Here is a 15,415-nt window from a genome sequence, read left to right as displayed (position 1 = left end):
CTGGATCAGGACTGGCTGCCGCCCTCCGGCACGTTGGCCAGGATCGGCGGCATCGGCGCCAGCAGTTGCGGCATCAGCGAACCCACCACCATGCCGCCGATGCTGCACAGCAAGCCCATCAGTTGCGGCGGCCACAGGCCTTCGGGCGCGGCGTATTCCAGCGTGATCCAGGACACCAGGCCGAGCACCATCGCCATCAGCGCACCCTGGCGGGTGGCGCGCTTCCAGTAGACGCCAAAGGCCAGCGGCACGAAGGCGGCCACCAGCGTGATCTTGTAGGCGTTTTCCACCATCTGGTAGATGCTGGACTGGCTGTTCAACGCCAGCGAGGTCACGCCCACGGTGAATACCAGCACCACGACGCGCATCGAGAGCAGGAATTCGCGGTCGTTCTTCCACGGGCGGATTTCCTTGAGCACGTTTTCGGTGAAGGTCACCGACGGCGCCAGCAGGGTCGCGCTGGCGCAGCTCTTGATGGCCGACAGCAGCGCGCCGAAGAACATCACCTGGGCGAACACCGGCATCTTTTCCATGATCAGCGTGGGCAGCACCAGTTGCGAATCGGTCGCCAGCAGTTTCGACACCATCTCCGGATCGATCAGCGTCGCCGAGTAGGCCAGGAAGATGGGGATGAACACGAAGCAGAAGTAAATCACGCCGCCCAGGATGGAGGCGTTGCGCGCCACGTTCTCATTCTTGGACGACATCACACGCTGGAACACGTCCTGCTGCGGGATGGAGCCGAGCATCATGGTGATCCAGGCGGCGAAGAACCACAGCACCTCCTTGGTGGTGGGCGCCGGCCAGAAATTGAACTTGCCGGCCTCGGCCGCATGCTGGATCACCGCGCCGGGGCCGCCGACCATGCCCGACACTTCCCAGCCGATATACAGCATGCCGACCACCACGATGATCATCTGCAGGAAGTCGGTGATCGCCACCGCCCACATGCCGCCCATCAGGGTATAGATCAGCACGCTGCCGGCGCCGATGACCATGCCCCAGTGCATCGGGATGTAGCCGCCCGAAACCACGTTGAACACCAGGCCCAGCGCCTTGATCTGCGCCGCCACCCAGCCCAGGTAGGAAATCACGATGCAGATGGTGACCAGCATTTCGGCGGCGCGGCCGTAGCGCTTCTTGTAATAGTCGCCGATGGTCAGCAGGTTCATCCGGTACAGCGGCCTGGCGAAGAACACGCCGACCAGGATCAGGCACAGCGAGGAGCCGAAGGGGTCGGCCACGATGCCGCCCAGGCCTTCCTGCAGGAAGGTCGACGACACCCCGAGCACCGCCTCGGAACCGAACCAGGTGGCGAACACGGTCGCCGTCACCACCGACATCGGCAGCGAACGGCCGGCCACGGCGTAGTCCTTCGAACTCTTGACGAACTTGGTGGCATACAGGCCGATGCCCACCGAGATGACCCAATAGAGGACGACGAACCAGAGGAGTGCATTCATTGCCTTGATCCTTGCGAATGGAGCCGGGGAAGTGAAAGAAAAACGCGCATTATAGCGGCAAGTCCAGCGCCCAAAGCGGCTGCAGGCATACATTTACGCGCAGTTTGGCAACGGGTTCAAGCACCTGCCGGACGGCTTGTCCGCAAGCAAGAAACGCCCCATGCGAACGCCGGGGCAAGCATGATGTGTCGAAGGGGGAAAGCCGCGCCTGGCGCAGGCTTGCGGCAGGAGGAAGGTCAGGCGCCTTCGTTGTCGCGCCGGTAGGAAGGGCAGCCGTCTTGGCCCCATTTGCCGTTGCATAACTTCCACAGGCAGCTCTCGCGCGCAAACAGGGCCAGAGTACGGCATTGCTGGACCTGTTCGGCCAACCCGGGCGCCACCGGAGCCGCCTCCGCCGCCGGTTGTCCGGGTGCGGCCAGCAAGGCGCTCTCAGCCCTGGTGCGGGCGGCGGCCAATTGGGCTTCGGCTTCGCGGCGCAGCTGTTCGCGCCGCGCCAGGGCGGCATCTTCGCGCCGGTGGCGCGCCTCGGCGGCAGCCTTTTTCTGCGCCAGCATTTGGGCTTTCTCTTCCGCCGCCTGCTGCAACAGGGCAATCTCGTCCCGCGCCGGGACGATTGCCGTTGCGGCTTCCGGCGCCACGGCGGCCCGTTCGGCCCGTTTGGCGGCGGCGGGCGATACGGGCTTATGTTTCGTCAGCGCAGGCAAATGCGGCGCCATCGGCCGCAAGGCGCGCTCCGGCCACGGCCACTGGGCGCTCCACCACAACGCCAGGCCGATCGCGGCCAATGTCAGCAGCGACACCAGCCAGGCGCCTTGCGGCCTCGGCGCTTGCGCAACGGGAGGCGCTACGACAATCCCTGGCGCCGCTTGAAGCTGGGCTTGCGCTTCGGCCGCGGTCACCACCACCGACGACGTGACGGCGGCGGCGGCCACAGCGGCGGCGGTGATCTGGGAGGCGCGAATTTCAAGTTCATCGGTGGAGATTCCTGCTGAGGATGCGCCCAAGCCGTCCGGCGCACGCGCGCCGACGCCGGCATCATCTGCCGGTCCTTGGCCGCGATTTTCCCCTTTGCGATGCAGGCTCTGCATGTCTTTTCCCTGTGTTGCGGAACCCCTCCGCACTTCCCTCCGCCCCCCGGCGGAACCGGACATTCCCTGTTTGTCCGGTCGTACTGCTGCCTTCCCGCCGGCGTATTTCTCCGGCGGGGGGATTTATTCTGCGCTTAAATTTCCGAAAGGCAAATCAAAGAATGCGGTTGAGGCAGGATTTCTGCATTCCACCCTCCCCCTCGTGTTGCCGCCCCGCCAACAAAAACAAACGGCAGCCGCGTCGCCGGGGCTGCCGTTTGCAAAAACGTCAACGAATCACATCAGCCGACGATGCTTTCCAGGGCAAACAGGTCGGCCGGATTCTCGCGCTTGCGGATCAGGTGCGCGCGCTCGCCGTCGACCAGCACTTCCGCCGCGCGGCCGCGGGTGTTGTAGTTGGACGCCATCGTCATGCCATAGGCGCCGGCCGACATCAGCGCCAGCAAATCGCCCTCGCCGATGGCCAGCTCGCGCGCGCGCGCCAGCCAGTCGCCCGATTCGCACACCGGGCCGACCACGTCGTAGACCTGCGCCTGGCCGGCGTTTTCCTTGACCGCCTTGACGCCATGCCAGGCCTCGTACATGGCCGGGCGCATCAGGTCGTTCATGGCGGCGTCGACCACGGCGAAGTTCTTGCCTTCGCCGTGCTTGAGGTATTGCACCTCGGTCAGCAGCAAACCGGCGTTGCCGACGATCGAGCGGCCCGGCTCGAACATCACCTGGATGCGGCGGCCGCCGTACTTCTGCGCGCGCCAGGCGTCGATGCGGGCGAACACGCGCGCCAGGTAGTCGCCGACCGCGACCGGCTTCTCATCGTCGTAGACGATGCCGATGCCGCCGCCGATGTCGAGGTGGTGGATGGAGATGCCCTCGGCTTCCAGCGCGTCGACCATCTCGATGATCTTGTCCAGCGCTTCCAGCAGCGGCGAGTCGTCCAGCAGTTGCGAACCGATGTGGCAGTCGATGCCGACCACTTCGATATTGGGCAGGGCGGCGGCGGCGCGGTAGCAGTTGAGCGCATCCTCGTAGGCCACGCCGAACTTGTTTTCCTTCAGGCCGGTGGAAATGTAGGGATGGGTGCGGGCGTCGACGTTGGGATTCACGCGCAGCGAAATGCGCGCGCGCTTGCCCAGTTCTCCCGCCACTTCGTTCAGGCGTGCCACCTCGGGGATGGACTCGACGTTGAAGCACAGGATGTCATGCTCCAGCGCCAGCTTCATCTCGTCGCGGCCCTTGCCCACGCCGGAGAAAATCACCTTGCGCGCATCGCCGCCGGCCGCCACCACGCGCAGCAGTTCGCCGCCGGAGACGATGTCGAAGCCCGACCCCAGCTTGCCGAGCAGGTTCAGCACCGCCAGGTTGGAGTTGGACTTGACCGAATAGCACACCAGGGCGCCGTCGTCGAAACGGCCGGCCTTGCGGCAGGCGTCGGCATAAGCCGAGAAGTTCTCCACCAGCGCCGCCTTGGAATAGACGTAGAGGGGCGAACCGAATTGGGCGGCCAAGGCCTGCAGCGACACTTGTTCGGCGTGCAGCACGCCGTTGCGATAGGAAAAATGGGACATGGAAGTCGTGTTAACGGAATCGTTGGTTCGGTCCGGCGCCCGGGTCGGGCCGGCGCCGGGGTGAAGTGCTTACTCGTTGCCGGCCGCCGGTTTGGATGCGGCGCCGCCATCCTGCGCCGCACCAGGTTTGGCGGCATCCGGTTTGGGCGAAGTCCGGGCCAGCGGATCGGGCGGGACCTTGGGCATGTACAGCGGCCCCTTCTGGCCGCAGCCGGCCAACGCCAGGAGCAAGGAAGACGCTGCCAGCACCGCCGCACGGCGGGCGAGAGAATTGGATGACTTCACGATAAAATGGAGGATTACGGTAAATCTTCAGAATGCTTTGGAGTTTAGCATGACAGAAACGGAATTCCTGGACTTGGCCGACGCCACCCTCAATGCCATCGAAAGCGCGCTGGAAAAGGCTTGCGACGATGGCGACCTGGACGTCGAGTGCAGCCGCAGCGGCAACGTCCTGGAAATCGAATGCATAGCCAACGGCTCCAAGATCATCGTCAACAGCCAGGCGCCGATGCAAGAACTGTGGATCGCCGCCCGCTCCGGCGGCTTCCACTACAAGTACGACGGCCAGCGCTGGCTCAACACCCGCGACGGTTCCGAAATGTACGCGGCCTTGTCGGAAATCGTCAGCGGCCAGAGCGGCGTGCAGGTCGCCCTGCAGGCCTGAGCGCGGCCCAGGCCGTACCGGGCGCGATGGACTATTTCATCGCACGCTCTATACTTGCACCTTTCCCAACCTCGCCACCTGACTTGAAGCCAGCAGCATCCATGCGCCGTTCCTCCTTTCCATCCCAACGGCATCCCGCCTTCCTGTTCCTGCAACGCGGCCTCGCGCGCCTGCGCTGGATCATCGTGCTGGCGGCATTGGCGGTGATCGCCGCCCTGGGCCTGCCGCAACTGGTCAGCCGCATCAGCCACGACCACGGCCCGCAAGCGCAGACGGCCGAGTCGGACCTGCGCGCCATCAGCGCCGGCCTGGAACAATACCGCAAGGACAACGGCCGCTATCCCAGCACCCGGCAAGGCCTGCTGGCGCTGGTGATCAAGCCGGTGCACGCGCCGGTGCCGGCCAACTGGCAGATCGGCGGCTACGTCGAACGCCTGCCGCGCGACCCCTGGGGCAATTCCTACCAGTACGGCGCGGATGAAGACGGCGCCAGCTACCAGCTGTTCTCTTTCGGCGAAGCCGGCCCGGAAGGCGGCGAAGACGATTCCCACGTGATCCGCCTGCACTGAAGGCGGGCGAGACCAACATCCTGCGGCGGCCACTGGCCGCTTTTTTTTCGCCTCGCACGCCTGCCGGGCGATAAACCACTCGCATCCAACATGGCGGCCATACCGCCATCAAGCCCCTATCGCAACCGCTTTCCCGCTGTTGCGCGCATACATCTGCTTGCAAAAAGCCTACATTTATTTGCAATTAATCGGTAATATAAATAAAAATAATTCCCATTAATTAAAACAAAGAAAGCCATCCCCATGAAGTACCGCCTCAAGCCCGGCCGCCTCGCCGTGCTGACCGCCCTCTCCGCCTGCTCCGTCGCCCCGCTCGGTTTCGCCCAAGGCACCGACAGCCTGCCCGAAGTGCAGGTCAGCGGCTCGCGCACCAGCGACAGCTACGTCGTCCCGATCGCGGTCAGCGGCACCAAGAGCGAAGCGCCGCTGCGCGATATCCCGCAAACCATCAACGTGGTGCCGGCGCAGGTGCTCAAGGACCAGAACGCCACATCCATGCAGGATGTGCTCAGGAACGTGCCCGGCGTGGGCCTGTCGACCGGCGACGGCCAGCGCGACCAGGTCTTCATCCGCGGCTTCACCGCCATCGGCGACCAGTTCGTCGACGGCTTCCGCGACGATGCGCTGTATTTCCGCGACCTCTCCAACGTCGAATCCGTGGAAGTGATCAAGGGCCCGGCGGCCGTACTGTACGGCCGCGGCTCCTCGGGCGGCCTGATCAACCGCGTGACCAAGAAGCCGGGCATCGACGTCTCCGACGTCAGCTTCACCGCCAACAGCACCGCCGGCCGCCGCGCCGAGTTGGACCTGGGCCGCGGTGCAGGTGACGGCGCAGTGTCGTGGCGCCTGACCGGCGCGGTCGAACGCGGTGACGGCTTCCGTGCCCAGCAATTCATCGACCGCACCGCAATCGCGCCGTCGATGGAACTGCGCTTCTCGTCGGATACCAAGCTGCTGCTGCAGGCCGATTATCTGGAAGACCGCCGCGTGATGGACTTCGGCATTCCGTCGTACAAGGGCCGGCCAGTCAGCGTCGATCCCGGCACTTATTACGGCGCCCGCAACGCCCGCGATGCCGACTTCGTGCAAACGCGCGTGGTCTCCACTGCGGCCACGTTCACGCATCGCTTCAATGAAGAGTTCTCGTTCCGTAATGCCTTGCGTTATTACGACTATCACCTGAACCGGAACTCCACGAACATTGCCAGCAACACTCGTGTGAATGAAATCACGGGTACGATGCAATTGGGCCATAGCCATCTGGATCGTGATGAAAATGGCTGGTTCAACCAATCCGAATTGACTCAAAAACTGAAACTGGGCCAGACCTCGCACGAGATCCTGTACGGCGTAGAGTTCGGCCAGCAAAGCAAAGACTCCCTCAGCGCGGCAGCAGCCAACCTGCCCGGCACCTATAGCATCTTCAATCCGGTGGTGCCTGTTGTGAACCCGGCTAACGTGACGGTGAACAACCGTACATTCGGCACCTACGACACCTTCGGCACTTACCTGCAAGACACGATTGCCTTCAACGATCAGTGGAAGGCGCTGGTCGGCATGCGCTACGACAGCTTCAAGCAAAAGTCCGATGTTTACGGCATCGCCGGCGGCGTGACAACCCTGACACAACTCTCTCGTACCGATGCAGCCTACAGCCCGAGAGCGGGTCTGGTGTGGCAACCGACCGAGACACAGTCTTACTATCTGTCGTGGAGCAAATCCTTCCAGCCATCAGGCGAAAACTTCGCTCTGGCCGCCAACAATGCCGACCTGGCGCCGGAGAACACGCGCAATACAGAAGTCGGCGCCAAGTACGACTTCTGGGATAACCGCGCCAGCGCTACGGTATCGGTGTTCCGCCTGGAGCGCGACAACATAAAAACCACCGACCCGACAACCAACCGCGTCGTCCCGGTCGGCAAGCAACGCACCGATGGCATCGAGCTGACCTTCAACGCCGACCTCAAGCAAGGCTGGAAGGTAATGGCCGGTTATGCTTACCTGAATGCAAAAATCACTGATTCCATCGCCACCGACGGCAGCGTCAACTTCCCAGGCACCAACTCGCAGCAAGTCGTGACCGTGCAAGGCAAGCGCGCCACCCTGACGCCAATGCACAGCCTTAACTTCTGGCTTACCAAGGATCTGGGCAGCGGCTTCACCGTCGGCAGCGGCGCCAACGCAGTCGGCGCGCGTGCGGCCAACCCGGGCAATACCGTCATCCTGCCGGGCTACGTCACGGCCGATGCAATGGCTGCCTACCGTACCGCCAAGTACGAAGTGCAATTCAACGTCAACAACATCTTCAATACCGGCTACATCATCTCCGGCCACGGCTCCAGCCCGAACCTGAGCCTGCCAGGCGCACCGCGCAACTTTGCGCTGACCCTGCGCTACCACATGTAAATCCGGCAATGGCAGGCAATAAAAAACCTCCGCAGGAGCAATCCTGCGGAGGTTTTTCTTTGATACTGCAATGAAATTGTTGGTTACTTCTCTTCGCTGCCCACCAGCTTCTTCAACAACTCCGACTTCAAGCGCTGCCGCTCGCCCGCCTCGCTCTTGCGGTGCGGCCCGGCGCCGCCTGCGCGCTGCTGCGCGGCGATGGCTACCGGATTGCGCGGCTTGGAAGCCCGCTGCGACGGCTCAACGCGGAAACTCAGCTTCTGCCGCGTCGCCAGTCCTTTATTGGCCATCGCCCCGTTCTCCCCGCGCCTTACAGCACGTAGCGCGACAGGTCTTCGTTAACCGCCAGCTCGCCCAGGCGTGCATCGACGTAAGCTGCGTCGATGGTGAAGCCGACGACGCCGGCTTCGCCCGCGGTGAAGGAGATTTCTTCCAGCAGCTTTTCCATCACCGTGTACAGGCGGCGGGCGCCGATGTTCTCGGTCTTTTCGTTGACCGAGTAGGAGATCTCCGCCAGGCGCTTGATGCCGCTGTCGGCGAACTCGATCTGCACGCCTTCGGTCGCCAGCAAGGCCTGGTACTGCTTGGTCAGGCAGGCGTCGGTGCCGGTCAGGATGCGTTCGAAATCGGCGATCGACAGCGAATCCAGTTCGACGCGGATCGGGAAACGGCCCTGCAGCTCGGGGATCAAATCCGACGGCTTGGACAGGTGGAACGCGCCCGAGGCGATGAACAGGATGTGGTCGGTCTTGATCATGCCGTACTTGGTGTTGACGGTGGTGCCTTCCACCAGCGGCAGCAGGTCGCGCTGCACGCCGGCGCGCGAGACGTCGGCGCTGCCGTTCTGCGAGCGAGTGGCGATCTTGTCGATCTCGTCCAGGAACACGATGCCGTTCTGCTCGACGTTGGCGATGGCATGCTTCTTCAGCTCATCCTCGTTGACCAGCTTGGCGGCCTCCTCGTCGATCAGGAACTTCATCGCTTCCTTGATCTTGACCTTGCGCGCCTTCTTGCGCTGGTTGCCCAGGCCGGAAAACATCGACTTGATCTGCTCGGTCATTTCTTCCATGCCCGGCGGCGCCATGATTTCCATCTGCGGCGAACCTTCGGCCAGCTCGATCTCGATCTCGCGGTCATCCAGCGCGCCTTCGCGCAAGCGCTTGCGGAAAGTCTGGCGGGTAGTGCTCTTCTCGTCCTTTTCGGCGCCGCCGCTATTGTGTTCGGAGGTGAAGCCGAAGTCGCGCGCCGGCGGCAGCAGGATATCGAGGATGCGGTCTTCGGCGGCGTCCTCGGCGCGGGCGCGCACCTTGCGCACTTCCACTTCGCGAGTCTGCTTGATGCCGATGTCGACCAGGTCGCGGATGATGGTGTCGACATCGCGGCCGACGTAGCCGACTTCGGTGAACTTGGTGGCTTCGATCTTGATGAAGGGCGCATCGGCCAGCTTGGCCAGGCGGCGCGCGATCTCGGTCTTGCCCACGCCGGTGGGGCCGATCATCAGGATGTTCTTGGGCGTGATCTCGTGGCGCAACGGCTCGTTGACCTGCTGGCGGCGCCAGCGGTTGCGCAACGCGATGGCCACCGCGCGCTTGGCGCGGCCCTGGCCGACCACATGCTTGTCGAGTTCGGAAACGATTTCGTTGGGGGTCATGTTCATGTCGGTCTGCTTCGCGCTTATTCCAGCGTTTCGATGATGTGGTTCAGGTTGGTGTAGATGCACAGCTCGCCGGCGATGGTCAGCGACTTCTTGACGATCTCGGCCGGCGACAAATCGGTGTTTTCCTGCAGCGCCCTGGCGGCCGACTGCGCGTAGCTGCCGCCCGAGCCGATGGCGCCGATGCCGTCATTGGGTTCCAGCACGTCGCCGTTGCCGGTGATGACCAGGGTGCTTTCCTTGTCGGCGCACAGCAGCATCGCTTCCAGGCGGCGCAGCATGCGGTCGGTGCGCCAGTCCTTGGCCAGTTCGACCGAGGCGCGCATCAGGTTGCCCTGGTGCTTTTCCAGCTTGGCCTCGAACAGGTCGAGCAGCGTGAAGGCGTCGGCCGTGCCGCCGGCGAAGCCGACCAGGACCTTGCCGTGGTACAGCTTGCGCACCTTGCGCGCGGTGCCCTTCATGACGATGTTGCCGAGCGTCACCTGGCCGTCGCCGCCCAGCGCGACCTGGTTGCCGCGACGGACCGAAAGGATGGTGGTGCCGTGAAATTGTTCCATGCTTGCCTCTGTTCAATATGTGCGTTGTGTACTGCCTGCGGACGTCGCCATCCGCGTTGTTCCGAGATGGGGCTGGCCGGGCCGATTGCAAGGCATTGTCGGAATGCCATGCCGGCGCGCGCCGATGCCGCGCGGGAGGCCGTTATTTTACGCCTGCAAGAAAAACGGGCGCCGCGGCATCGCTGCCGGGGCGCCCAAAGGAGGGGCAATAAAGTCAGTGCCGGGGGTTACACCGAAATCGTCATCAGGCTGGCGTTGCCGCCGGCCGCGGTGGTATTGACGCACAGCGCGCGCTCGGCCAGCAGGCGCCACAGCGGGATCGCGGTGTCTTCGCTGCACACGATGATCGGCACCAGCGCGCCGTCGCGCGCGGCCAGCTTGCCGCGCCAGGCTTGCGCCGCGTGGCTGTCCACCAGCGCGGCTTGCAGCGGTTCGCCGTCCAGCTTGTCCGACTGGCGGATGGCGGCGCGCACCTGCTGCGGCAGGCCGGCCGGGATGAAGGCCGCAGTGGCCGCATCGACCACCACCGTGTTGCCGGTGGCGAACGCCGCCGCCAGTTGGTTGAGCAGCGTGCCGACACTGCCGGCCACGCACAGCACCAGGCCGCGCGGCGCGAAGGCCAGCGTGTTGCGCTCGCCGGTCGGGCCGGGCAGCAGCAGGCTGCGCTGCAGCAGGCTGTCGCCGTGGTAGCGCTGGCCTGCCGCGGCCAGGCGTTCGTGGCCGTGGGTCTTGGCCCAGTGCAGCAGGCTGTCCAGCAAGGCGTTGGAAACCGCCGCCGGCTGCGCCTTGGTCAACTCCTCCTGCAGCTTCGGATTGCGCTGCAGGCGCTTCAGGTAGAGCGGGCCGCCGGCCTTGGGACCGGTGCCGGACTTGCCTTCGCCGCCGAAGGGCTGCACGCCCACCACGGCGCCGACGATGTTGCGGTTGACGTAGATGTTGCCCACGTGCGCGCTTTCGGCCACGAAATCGATGGTCTCGTCGATGCGCGAATGCACGCCCAGGGTCAGGCCGTAGCCGGTAGCGTTGATGGCGGCGATCAGTTGCGGCAACTGGTCGCGGCGGTAGCGCAGCACGTGCAGCACCGGGCCGAACACCTCGCGCTGCAACTGGCCCAGGCTGTCGATTTCGATCACGGTCGGCGGCACGAAGGTGCCGTGCTCGCAGGCAGCGTCCAGCTTCAGTTGGTGCACCGAGCGGGCGCTGCCGCGCATGCGTTCGATATGGGCCAGCAGGTTCTGCTGCGCCTCGGCGTCGATCACCGGGCCGATGTCGGTGGCCAAGCGGTCGGGGCGGCCCACGCGCAGTTCGGCCATGGCGCCCTTGAGCATTTCGATGGTGCGGTCGGCGATGTCTTCCTGCAGGCACAGCACGCGCAGCGCCGAGCAGCGCTGGCCGGCGCTGTCGAAGGCGGACGACAGCACGTCCACCACCACCTGCTCGGCCAGTGCGCTGGAGTCGACGATCAGCGCGTTCTGGCCGCCGGTCTCGGCGATCAGCGGCACGTCGCCATGCTCGCCGTTTTCACCGTGGTTGCGCTTGGCCAGGGTACGGTTGATCAGTTGCGCCACTTCGGTGGAGCCGGTGAAGATCACGCCCTTCACGCGCTCGTCCGAGGTCAATGCGGCGCCGACGGTTTCGCCGCGGCCAGGCAGCAGTTGCAGCGCGGCGCGCGGTACGCCGGCTTCATGCAGCAATTGCACGGCGCGGTGCGCGATCAGCGCGGTCTGTTCGGCCGGCTTGGCCAGCACCACGTTGCCGGCGGCCAGCGCGGCGCTGACTTCGCCGATGAAGATCGCCAGCGGGAAGTTCCACGGGCTGATGCACACCACCGGGCCGTAGGCCAATGCGTTGCCGTCATGGCGCGACTGGATCGCGTAGTAGCGCAGGAAATCCACCGCCTCGCGCACTTCGGCGATCGCATTGGGCAGCGACTTGCCGGCTTCGCGCACGGCCAGCGCCATCAGTTCGGCGATGTTGGTTTCCAGCAGGTCGGCCGCGCGCTCCAGCATCGCGGCGCGCTCGGCGGCCGGCGTGGATTGCCATTGCGGCGCGAAAGCGGTGGCGGCGACCAGCGCGGTTTCGACATCCGGCAGTGTCGCTTCGGTGACTTCGCCCACGGTTTCGCGGCGGTCGGCCGGATTGCGCACCACTTGCTTTTCGGTGGCGGCAACGGTACCGGCGATCAGCGGCGCGGCTTGCCACTGGCGTTCGGCCATGCTGCCGAACAAGGCATCCAGCTGGCGCAGGCGGTCTTCATTGGACAGGTCGATGCCGGCCGAATTCTTGCGCTCCTGGCCGTACAGCTTGCGCGGCAACGCGATGGCCGGGTGCGGCTGGCCGCCCTGGGCGCGCACGGTCTCGATGGGATCGGCCACCAGCTTGTCCAGCGCCACGGATTCGTCGACGATCTGGTTGACGAAGGAAGAGTTGGCGCCGTTTTCCAGCAGGCGGCGCACCAGGTAGGCCAACAGCGTCTGGTGCGAACCGACCGGCGCGTAGATGCGGCAGGCCTTGCCGAGATTGTCGGCGCCGACCACCTGGTCGTACAGGGTTTCGCCCATGCCGTGCAGGCACTGGAATTCATAGTCGTCGATGTTGTGCAGCTTGGCCCAGTTCCAGATCGCCGCCAGCGTGTGCGCGTTGTGGGTGGCGAACTGCGGGTAGATCACGTCGGTCGAGGCCAGCAGCTTCTGCGCGCAAGTCAGGTAGGACAGGTCGGTGTGCACCTTGCGGGTGTAGACCGGATAGCCTTCCAGGCCGTCGACCTGGGCGCGCTTGATCTCGCTGTCCCAGTAGGCGCCCTTGACCAGGCGGATCATCAGGCGGCGCTTGTTGCGGCGGGCCAGGTCGACCAGGTAGTCGATCACGAACGGGCAGCGCTTCTGATAGCCCTGCACCACGAAACCGAGGCCGTCGAAACCGGCCAGGTCGGGGTCGGCCACCAGCGCTTCCATCATGTCCAGCGACAGCTCCAGGCGGTCGGCTTCCTCGGCGTCGATGTTCAGGCCGATGTTGTATTGCTTGGCCAGCAGCAGCAACTGCTTCAGGCGCGGCAGCAGCTCGCCCATCACGCGCGCATGCTGGGCGCGCGAATAGCGCGGGTGCAGCGCCGACAGCTTGACCGAGATGCCCGGGCCGTCCTTGATGCCGCGGCCGTTGGAGGCGCGGCCGATGGCGTGGATCGCATCCTCGTAGGATTTGTAATAGGCGTCGGCGTCGTGCATGGTCAGCGCCGCCTCGCCCAGCATGTCGTAGGAATAGCGGTAGCCGCGCTTCTCGTTGTCGCGGCTGTTGTCCAGCGCCTCCTCGATGGTCTGGCCGGTCACGAACTGGTTGCCCAGCATGCGCATGGCCAGGTCCACGCCCTTGCGGATCAGCGGCTCGCCGCCCTTGCCGATCAGGCGGGTGATGGCCGAGGCCAGGCTGTTTTCGCTGTTGGTGGCGACCAGCTTGCCGGTGATCAGCAGGCCCCAGGTGGCGGCATTGACGAACAGCGAGGGCGACTCGCCCAGATGCTTGCGCCAGTCGCCCTTGCTGATCTTGTCAGCGATCAGGCGGTCGGCGGTCTGGCGGTCGGGAATGCGCAACAGCGCTTCGGCCAGGCACATCAGCGCCACGCCTTCTTCGGAAGACAGCGAGAACTCATGCATCAGCGCATCCACGCCCGAAGAGCGCGTGCGCTTCTCGCGCACCTGCTGCACCAGCTTCCTGGCCAGTTGCTGGGTCTGCTCACGCCATGCCGGCTGGCTGCCGACCTGGTCCAGCAGCCATTGCACCGCTTCGGGCTCGTCACGGCGATAGGCGGCGGTGATGGCGGCGCGCAAGGCGTCGGGGGCGTGCTGCACCTCGGCGTGGAAGGCGCTGAAAGGCAGGCTGGAGGAAGATGCGGGAGCCTCAGCCGGGGTTGCGGTCGGGATAGCGGTGGTCATGGGTGGACTGGAAATGTCAGTAAATGCCGGTGGATTGGAAGAGCTTTTCGCATCCGGATTCTATGCGGGAACAACCAATATTAATTCTGTATTTGATGCCAATAACCAATATTTAATTTAGAAAAATAAAATATTGCAAAATTAAATTTCCACCGAACAGGCAAGACGAGCTTGCATCCACCTCAGCCGCGCGCTTCCCGCCAGCGCCTGCGCAGCTGCTCGAAATCGCCGGCCGAACCGAGCAGCAAGGCGCGGCTCCAGACATGCTTGCGGCTTTCACGGTACACCAGGTAACTGCCCGCGAGGCCGAGCGCGAAACGCGCGAATTGATAACGTTCGCCGGCCAGCGCCGCCACGCCCATGGTGAACACCATGTGCATGAACATGATCGCCAGCGCGGCCTGCCCCAACCCGGCCAGGCACCGCGCGACGGCGGCATGGCGGGACGAGATATGGCGGGCGATGCGCACCAGCGTCACGCAACAGGCCAGGGCGGCGGCGAAGGTCAGGACGGGCACGCCGTAGTGGGCTACCTTCATGTCGTAGCCAAGTCCGAGGTGCCAGCCGAAATAGCGGTTGGCGACCACCGCCATGCAGGCCAGTCCGGCCGCCAGCGCCGCGCCGCGGTAGAGCCGCCGCTGCTGCGGCATGGCGCGCAACAGGTAGCCGGCATAGAAGAACGGCGCCGCCGCCAGCGCCACATTCAGCGCCCACGGCACCTGCAGATCAGGAAAGAACCAGCTGTTGGCGTAGCTCAACAGCAGCATGCCCGCATGCAGCCACAGCAGCGTGCGGCGGCGATAGCGCCCCAGCAGCCGGGCTTCGACCAGCAGCACCGCATAAAAGCTGGTCGCGAACCAGAACGCCGCCACCCACGACGACAAGCGGCTGCCGCCCAGCAGCAGGTCGCCGGCAAAGCGCAGCACGGCGGCCTGGTCGTGCGGCTTGTTGGCAAACAGGTCGATGGCCAGCGGGATGTTGATCGCCAGCAAGAACACGGCATAAGGCAGCAGCAACTGCACCGCCTTGCGGCGGGCGAATGCCGCGATGTCGCCGACCGGCTGGAACAGGTAGCCGCTGATGAAGAAGAACAACGGCATGTGGAACAGGAAAATCAGGTCGAAGCTGTAGCCGCCGTAGACGTGACCCCATACCACCAGCACGATGCCGATGCCGCGGAAGACGTCTATCCATTGCTCTCTTTGCATGCGCTGCCCTTTGCGCCGGATGCCGGCATTGCCTGGTTCCAGGAAGGACAGCGCGAAACGGATGAGAGTTCTGGCGGATGCAGGATCCTGCCCTTCGTCAGGACGACGGTGCTTTTCGAATCAAACAGCCATAAAAAACGCCGCATGGCGGAACCATGCGGCGTGGTAGCGGTGATACAGGTGCGGACGAATCAGCCTTCGCCCAGATACGCCGCCTTCACCCGCGGATCGTCCAGCATCTCCCTGGCCTGGCCGTTCATCGTGATCAGCCCCGACTCCATCACATACCCCCGGTGCGCCGCCTCCAGC

The 15,415-nt window shown here is 64.5% G+C and carries 12 protein-coding genes and 1 pseudogene; 3 read left to right on the top strand and 10 right to left on the bottom strand.

Annotated elements, in window-relative coordinates; all coding sequences use genetic code 11:
* Nucleotides 1-5: 5 nt before the first annotated feature.
* From J7548_RS08910 to J7548_RS08895, 4 genes are all read right to left on the bottom strand, one after another.
* A complete protein-coding gene (locus tag J7548_RS08910) occupies nt 6-1,463 on the bottom strand; it encodes a sodium:solute symporter family protein (RefSeq protein ID WP_290973413.1) in 1,458 nt (485 codons plus the stop codon).
* A gap of 236 nt (nt 1,464-1,699) precedes the next feature.
* Complete coding sequence (locus J7548_RS08905) at nt 1,700-2,551, bottom strand: phage tail protein (protein ID WP_290973411.1); 852 nt, start codon at nt 2,549-2,551, stop codon at nt 1,700-1,702.
* A 281-nt stretch (nt 2,552-2,832) separates the two neighbouring features.
* Nucleotides 2,833-4,116 carry a diaminopimelate decarboxylase gene (gene lysA / locus J7548_RS08900; protein WP_290973408.1) on the bottom strand — a complete coding sequence of 428 codons (1,284 nt, stop codon included), beginning with the start codon at nt 4,114-4,116 and terminating at the stop codon, nt 2,833-2,835.
* 69 nt (nt 4,117-4,185) lie between these two features.
* Nucleotides 4,186-4,401 (bottom strand): lipoprotein, encoded by a 216-nt coding sequence (locus tag J7548_RS08895; protein WP_290973405.1) that lies wholly within the window; start codon nt 4,399-4,401, stop codon nt 4,186-4,188.
* 49 nt (nt 4,402-4,450) lie between these two features.
* Here J7548_RS08895 and cyaY point away from each other — a divergent pair, with 49 nt between their 5' ends.
* From cyaY to J7548_RS08880, 3 genes are all read left to right on the top strand, one after another.
* Nucleotides 4,451-4,783: an iron donor protein CyaY gene (cyaY, locus tag J7548_RS08890; RefSeq protein ID WP_290973403.1), complete on the top strand. Its 333-nt coding sequence runs from the start codon at nt 4,451-4,453 to the stop codon at nt 4,781-4,783.
* Nucleotides 4,784-4,884: 101 nt separating this feature from the next.
* Entirely contained in the window at nt 4,885-5,352 is a 468-nt protein-coding gene (gene gspG / locus J7548_RS08885) for a type II secretion system major pseudopilin GspG (protein WP_290973401.1), read from the top strand.
* A 243-nt stretch (nt 5,353-5,595) separates the two neighbouring features.
* Nucleotides 5,596-7,758 (top strand): TonB-dependent siderophore receptor, encoded by a 2,163-nt coding sequence (locus J7548_RS08880; RefSeq protein ID WP_290973398.1) that lies wholly within the window; start codon nt 5,596-5,598, stop codon nt 7,756-7,758.
* A gap of 83 nt (nt 7,759-7,841) precedes the next feature.
* Here the strand turns inward: J7548_RS08880 and J7548_RS08875 are convergent, their stop codons facing one another.
* From J7548_RS08875 to J7548_RS08850, 6 genes and pseudogenes are all read right to left on the bottom strand, one after another.
* On the bottom strand, nt 7,842-8,048 hold the full coding sequence (locus tag J7548_RS08875; protein ID WP_290973395.1) for a hypothetical protein: 207 nt from the start codon (nt 8,046-8,048) through the stop codon (nt 7,842-7,844).
* Nucleotides 8,049-8,068: 20 nt separating this feature from the next.
* Nucleotides 8,069-9,415, bottom strand: a complete 1,347-nt coding sequence (gene hslU, locus J7548_RS08870) for an ATP-dependent protease ATPase subunit HslU (protein ID WP_290973392.1) — start codon at nt 9,413-9,415, stop codon at nt 8,069-8,071.
* A 17-nt stretch (nt 9,416-9,432) separates the two neighbouring features.
* Nucleotides 9,433-9,969, bottom strand: coding sequence for an ATP-dependent protease subunit HslV (gene hslV / locus J7548_RS08865; RefSeq protein WP_290973389.1), 537 nt, complete (start codon nt 9,967-9,969; stop codon nt 9,433-9,435).
* Between the two features lie 227 nt (nt 9,970-10,196).
* Nucleotides 10,197-13,898, bottom strand: a complete 3,702-nt coding sequence (gene putA / locus J7548_RS08860; protein WP_290973386.1) for a trifunctional transcriptional regulator/proline dehydrogenase/L-glutamate gamma-semialdehyde dehydrogenase — start codon at nt 13,896-13,898, stop codon at nt 10,197-10,199.
* 182 nt (nt 13,899-14,080) lie between these two features.
* Complete coding sequence (locus J7548_RS08855) at nt 14,081-15,106, bottom strand: acyltransferase family protein (RefSeq protein WP_290973382.1); 1,026 nt, start codon at nt 15,104-15,106, stop codon at nt 14,081-14,083.
* Between the two features lie 191 nt (nt 15,107-15,297).
* A pseudogene (locus J7548_RS08850) lies at nt 15,298-15,415 on the bottom strand (ABC transporter ATP-binding protein); the annotation flags it as partial.

The sequence above is a fragment of the Herbaspirillum sp. genome (genome assembly GCF_017744395.1).
GTDB lineage: Bacteria > Pseudomonadota > Gammaproteobacteria > Burkholderiales > Burkholderiaceae_D > Herbaspirillum.
Note: the sequence above shows the minus strand (reverse complement) of the source record. Positions and strands in the feature narration are given on the sequence as shown.

Bases quoted from the DNA above. Each gene is read 5' to 3' on its own strand.
- J7548_RS08910 (WP_290973413.1), bottom strand. From the start codon at position 1,463: ATGAATGCACTCCTCTGGTTCGTCGTCCTCTATTGGGTCATCTCGGTG.
- J7548_RS08905 (WP_290973411.1), bottom strand. From the start codon at position 2,551: ATGCAGAGCCTGCATCGCAAAGGGGAAAATCGCGGCCAAGGACCGGCA.
- lysA (WP_290973408.1), bottom strand. From the start codon at position 4,116: ATGTCCCATTTTTCCTATCGCAACGGCGTGCTGCACGCCGAACAAGTG.
- cyaY (WP_290973403.1), top strand. From the start codon at position 4,451: ATGACAGAAACGGAATTCCTGGACTTGGCCGACGCCACCCTCAATGCC.
- gspG (WP_290973401.1), top strand. From the start codon at position 4,885: ATGCGCCGTTCCTCCTTTCCATCCCAACGGCATCCCGCCTTCCTGTTC.
- J7548_RS08880 (WP_290973398.1), top strand. From the start codon at position 5,596: ATGAAGTACCGCCTCAAGCCCGGCCGCCTCGCCGTGCTGACCGCCCTC.
- J7548_RS08875 (WP_290973395.1), bottom strand. From the start codon at position 8,048: ATGGCCAATAAAGGACTGGCGACGCGGCAGAAGCTGAGTTTCCGCGTT.
- hslU (WP_290973392.1), bottom strand. From the start codon at position 9,415: ATGAACATGACCCCCAACGAAATCGTTTCCGAACTCGACAAGCATGTG.
- hslV (WP_290973389.1), bottom strand. From the start codon at position 9,969: ATGGAACAATTTCACGGCACCACCATCCTTTCGGTCCGTCGCGGCAAC.
- putA (WP_290973386.1), bottom strand. From the start codon at position 13,898: ATGACCACCGCTATCCCGACCGCAACCCCGGCTGAGGCTCCCGCATCT.
- J7548_RS08855 (WP_290973382.1), bottom strand. From the start codon at position 15,106: ATGCAAAGAGAGCAATGGATAGACGTCTTCCGCGGCATCGGCATCGTG.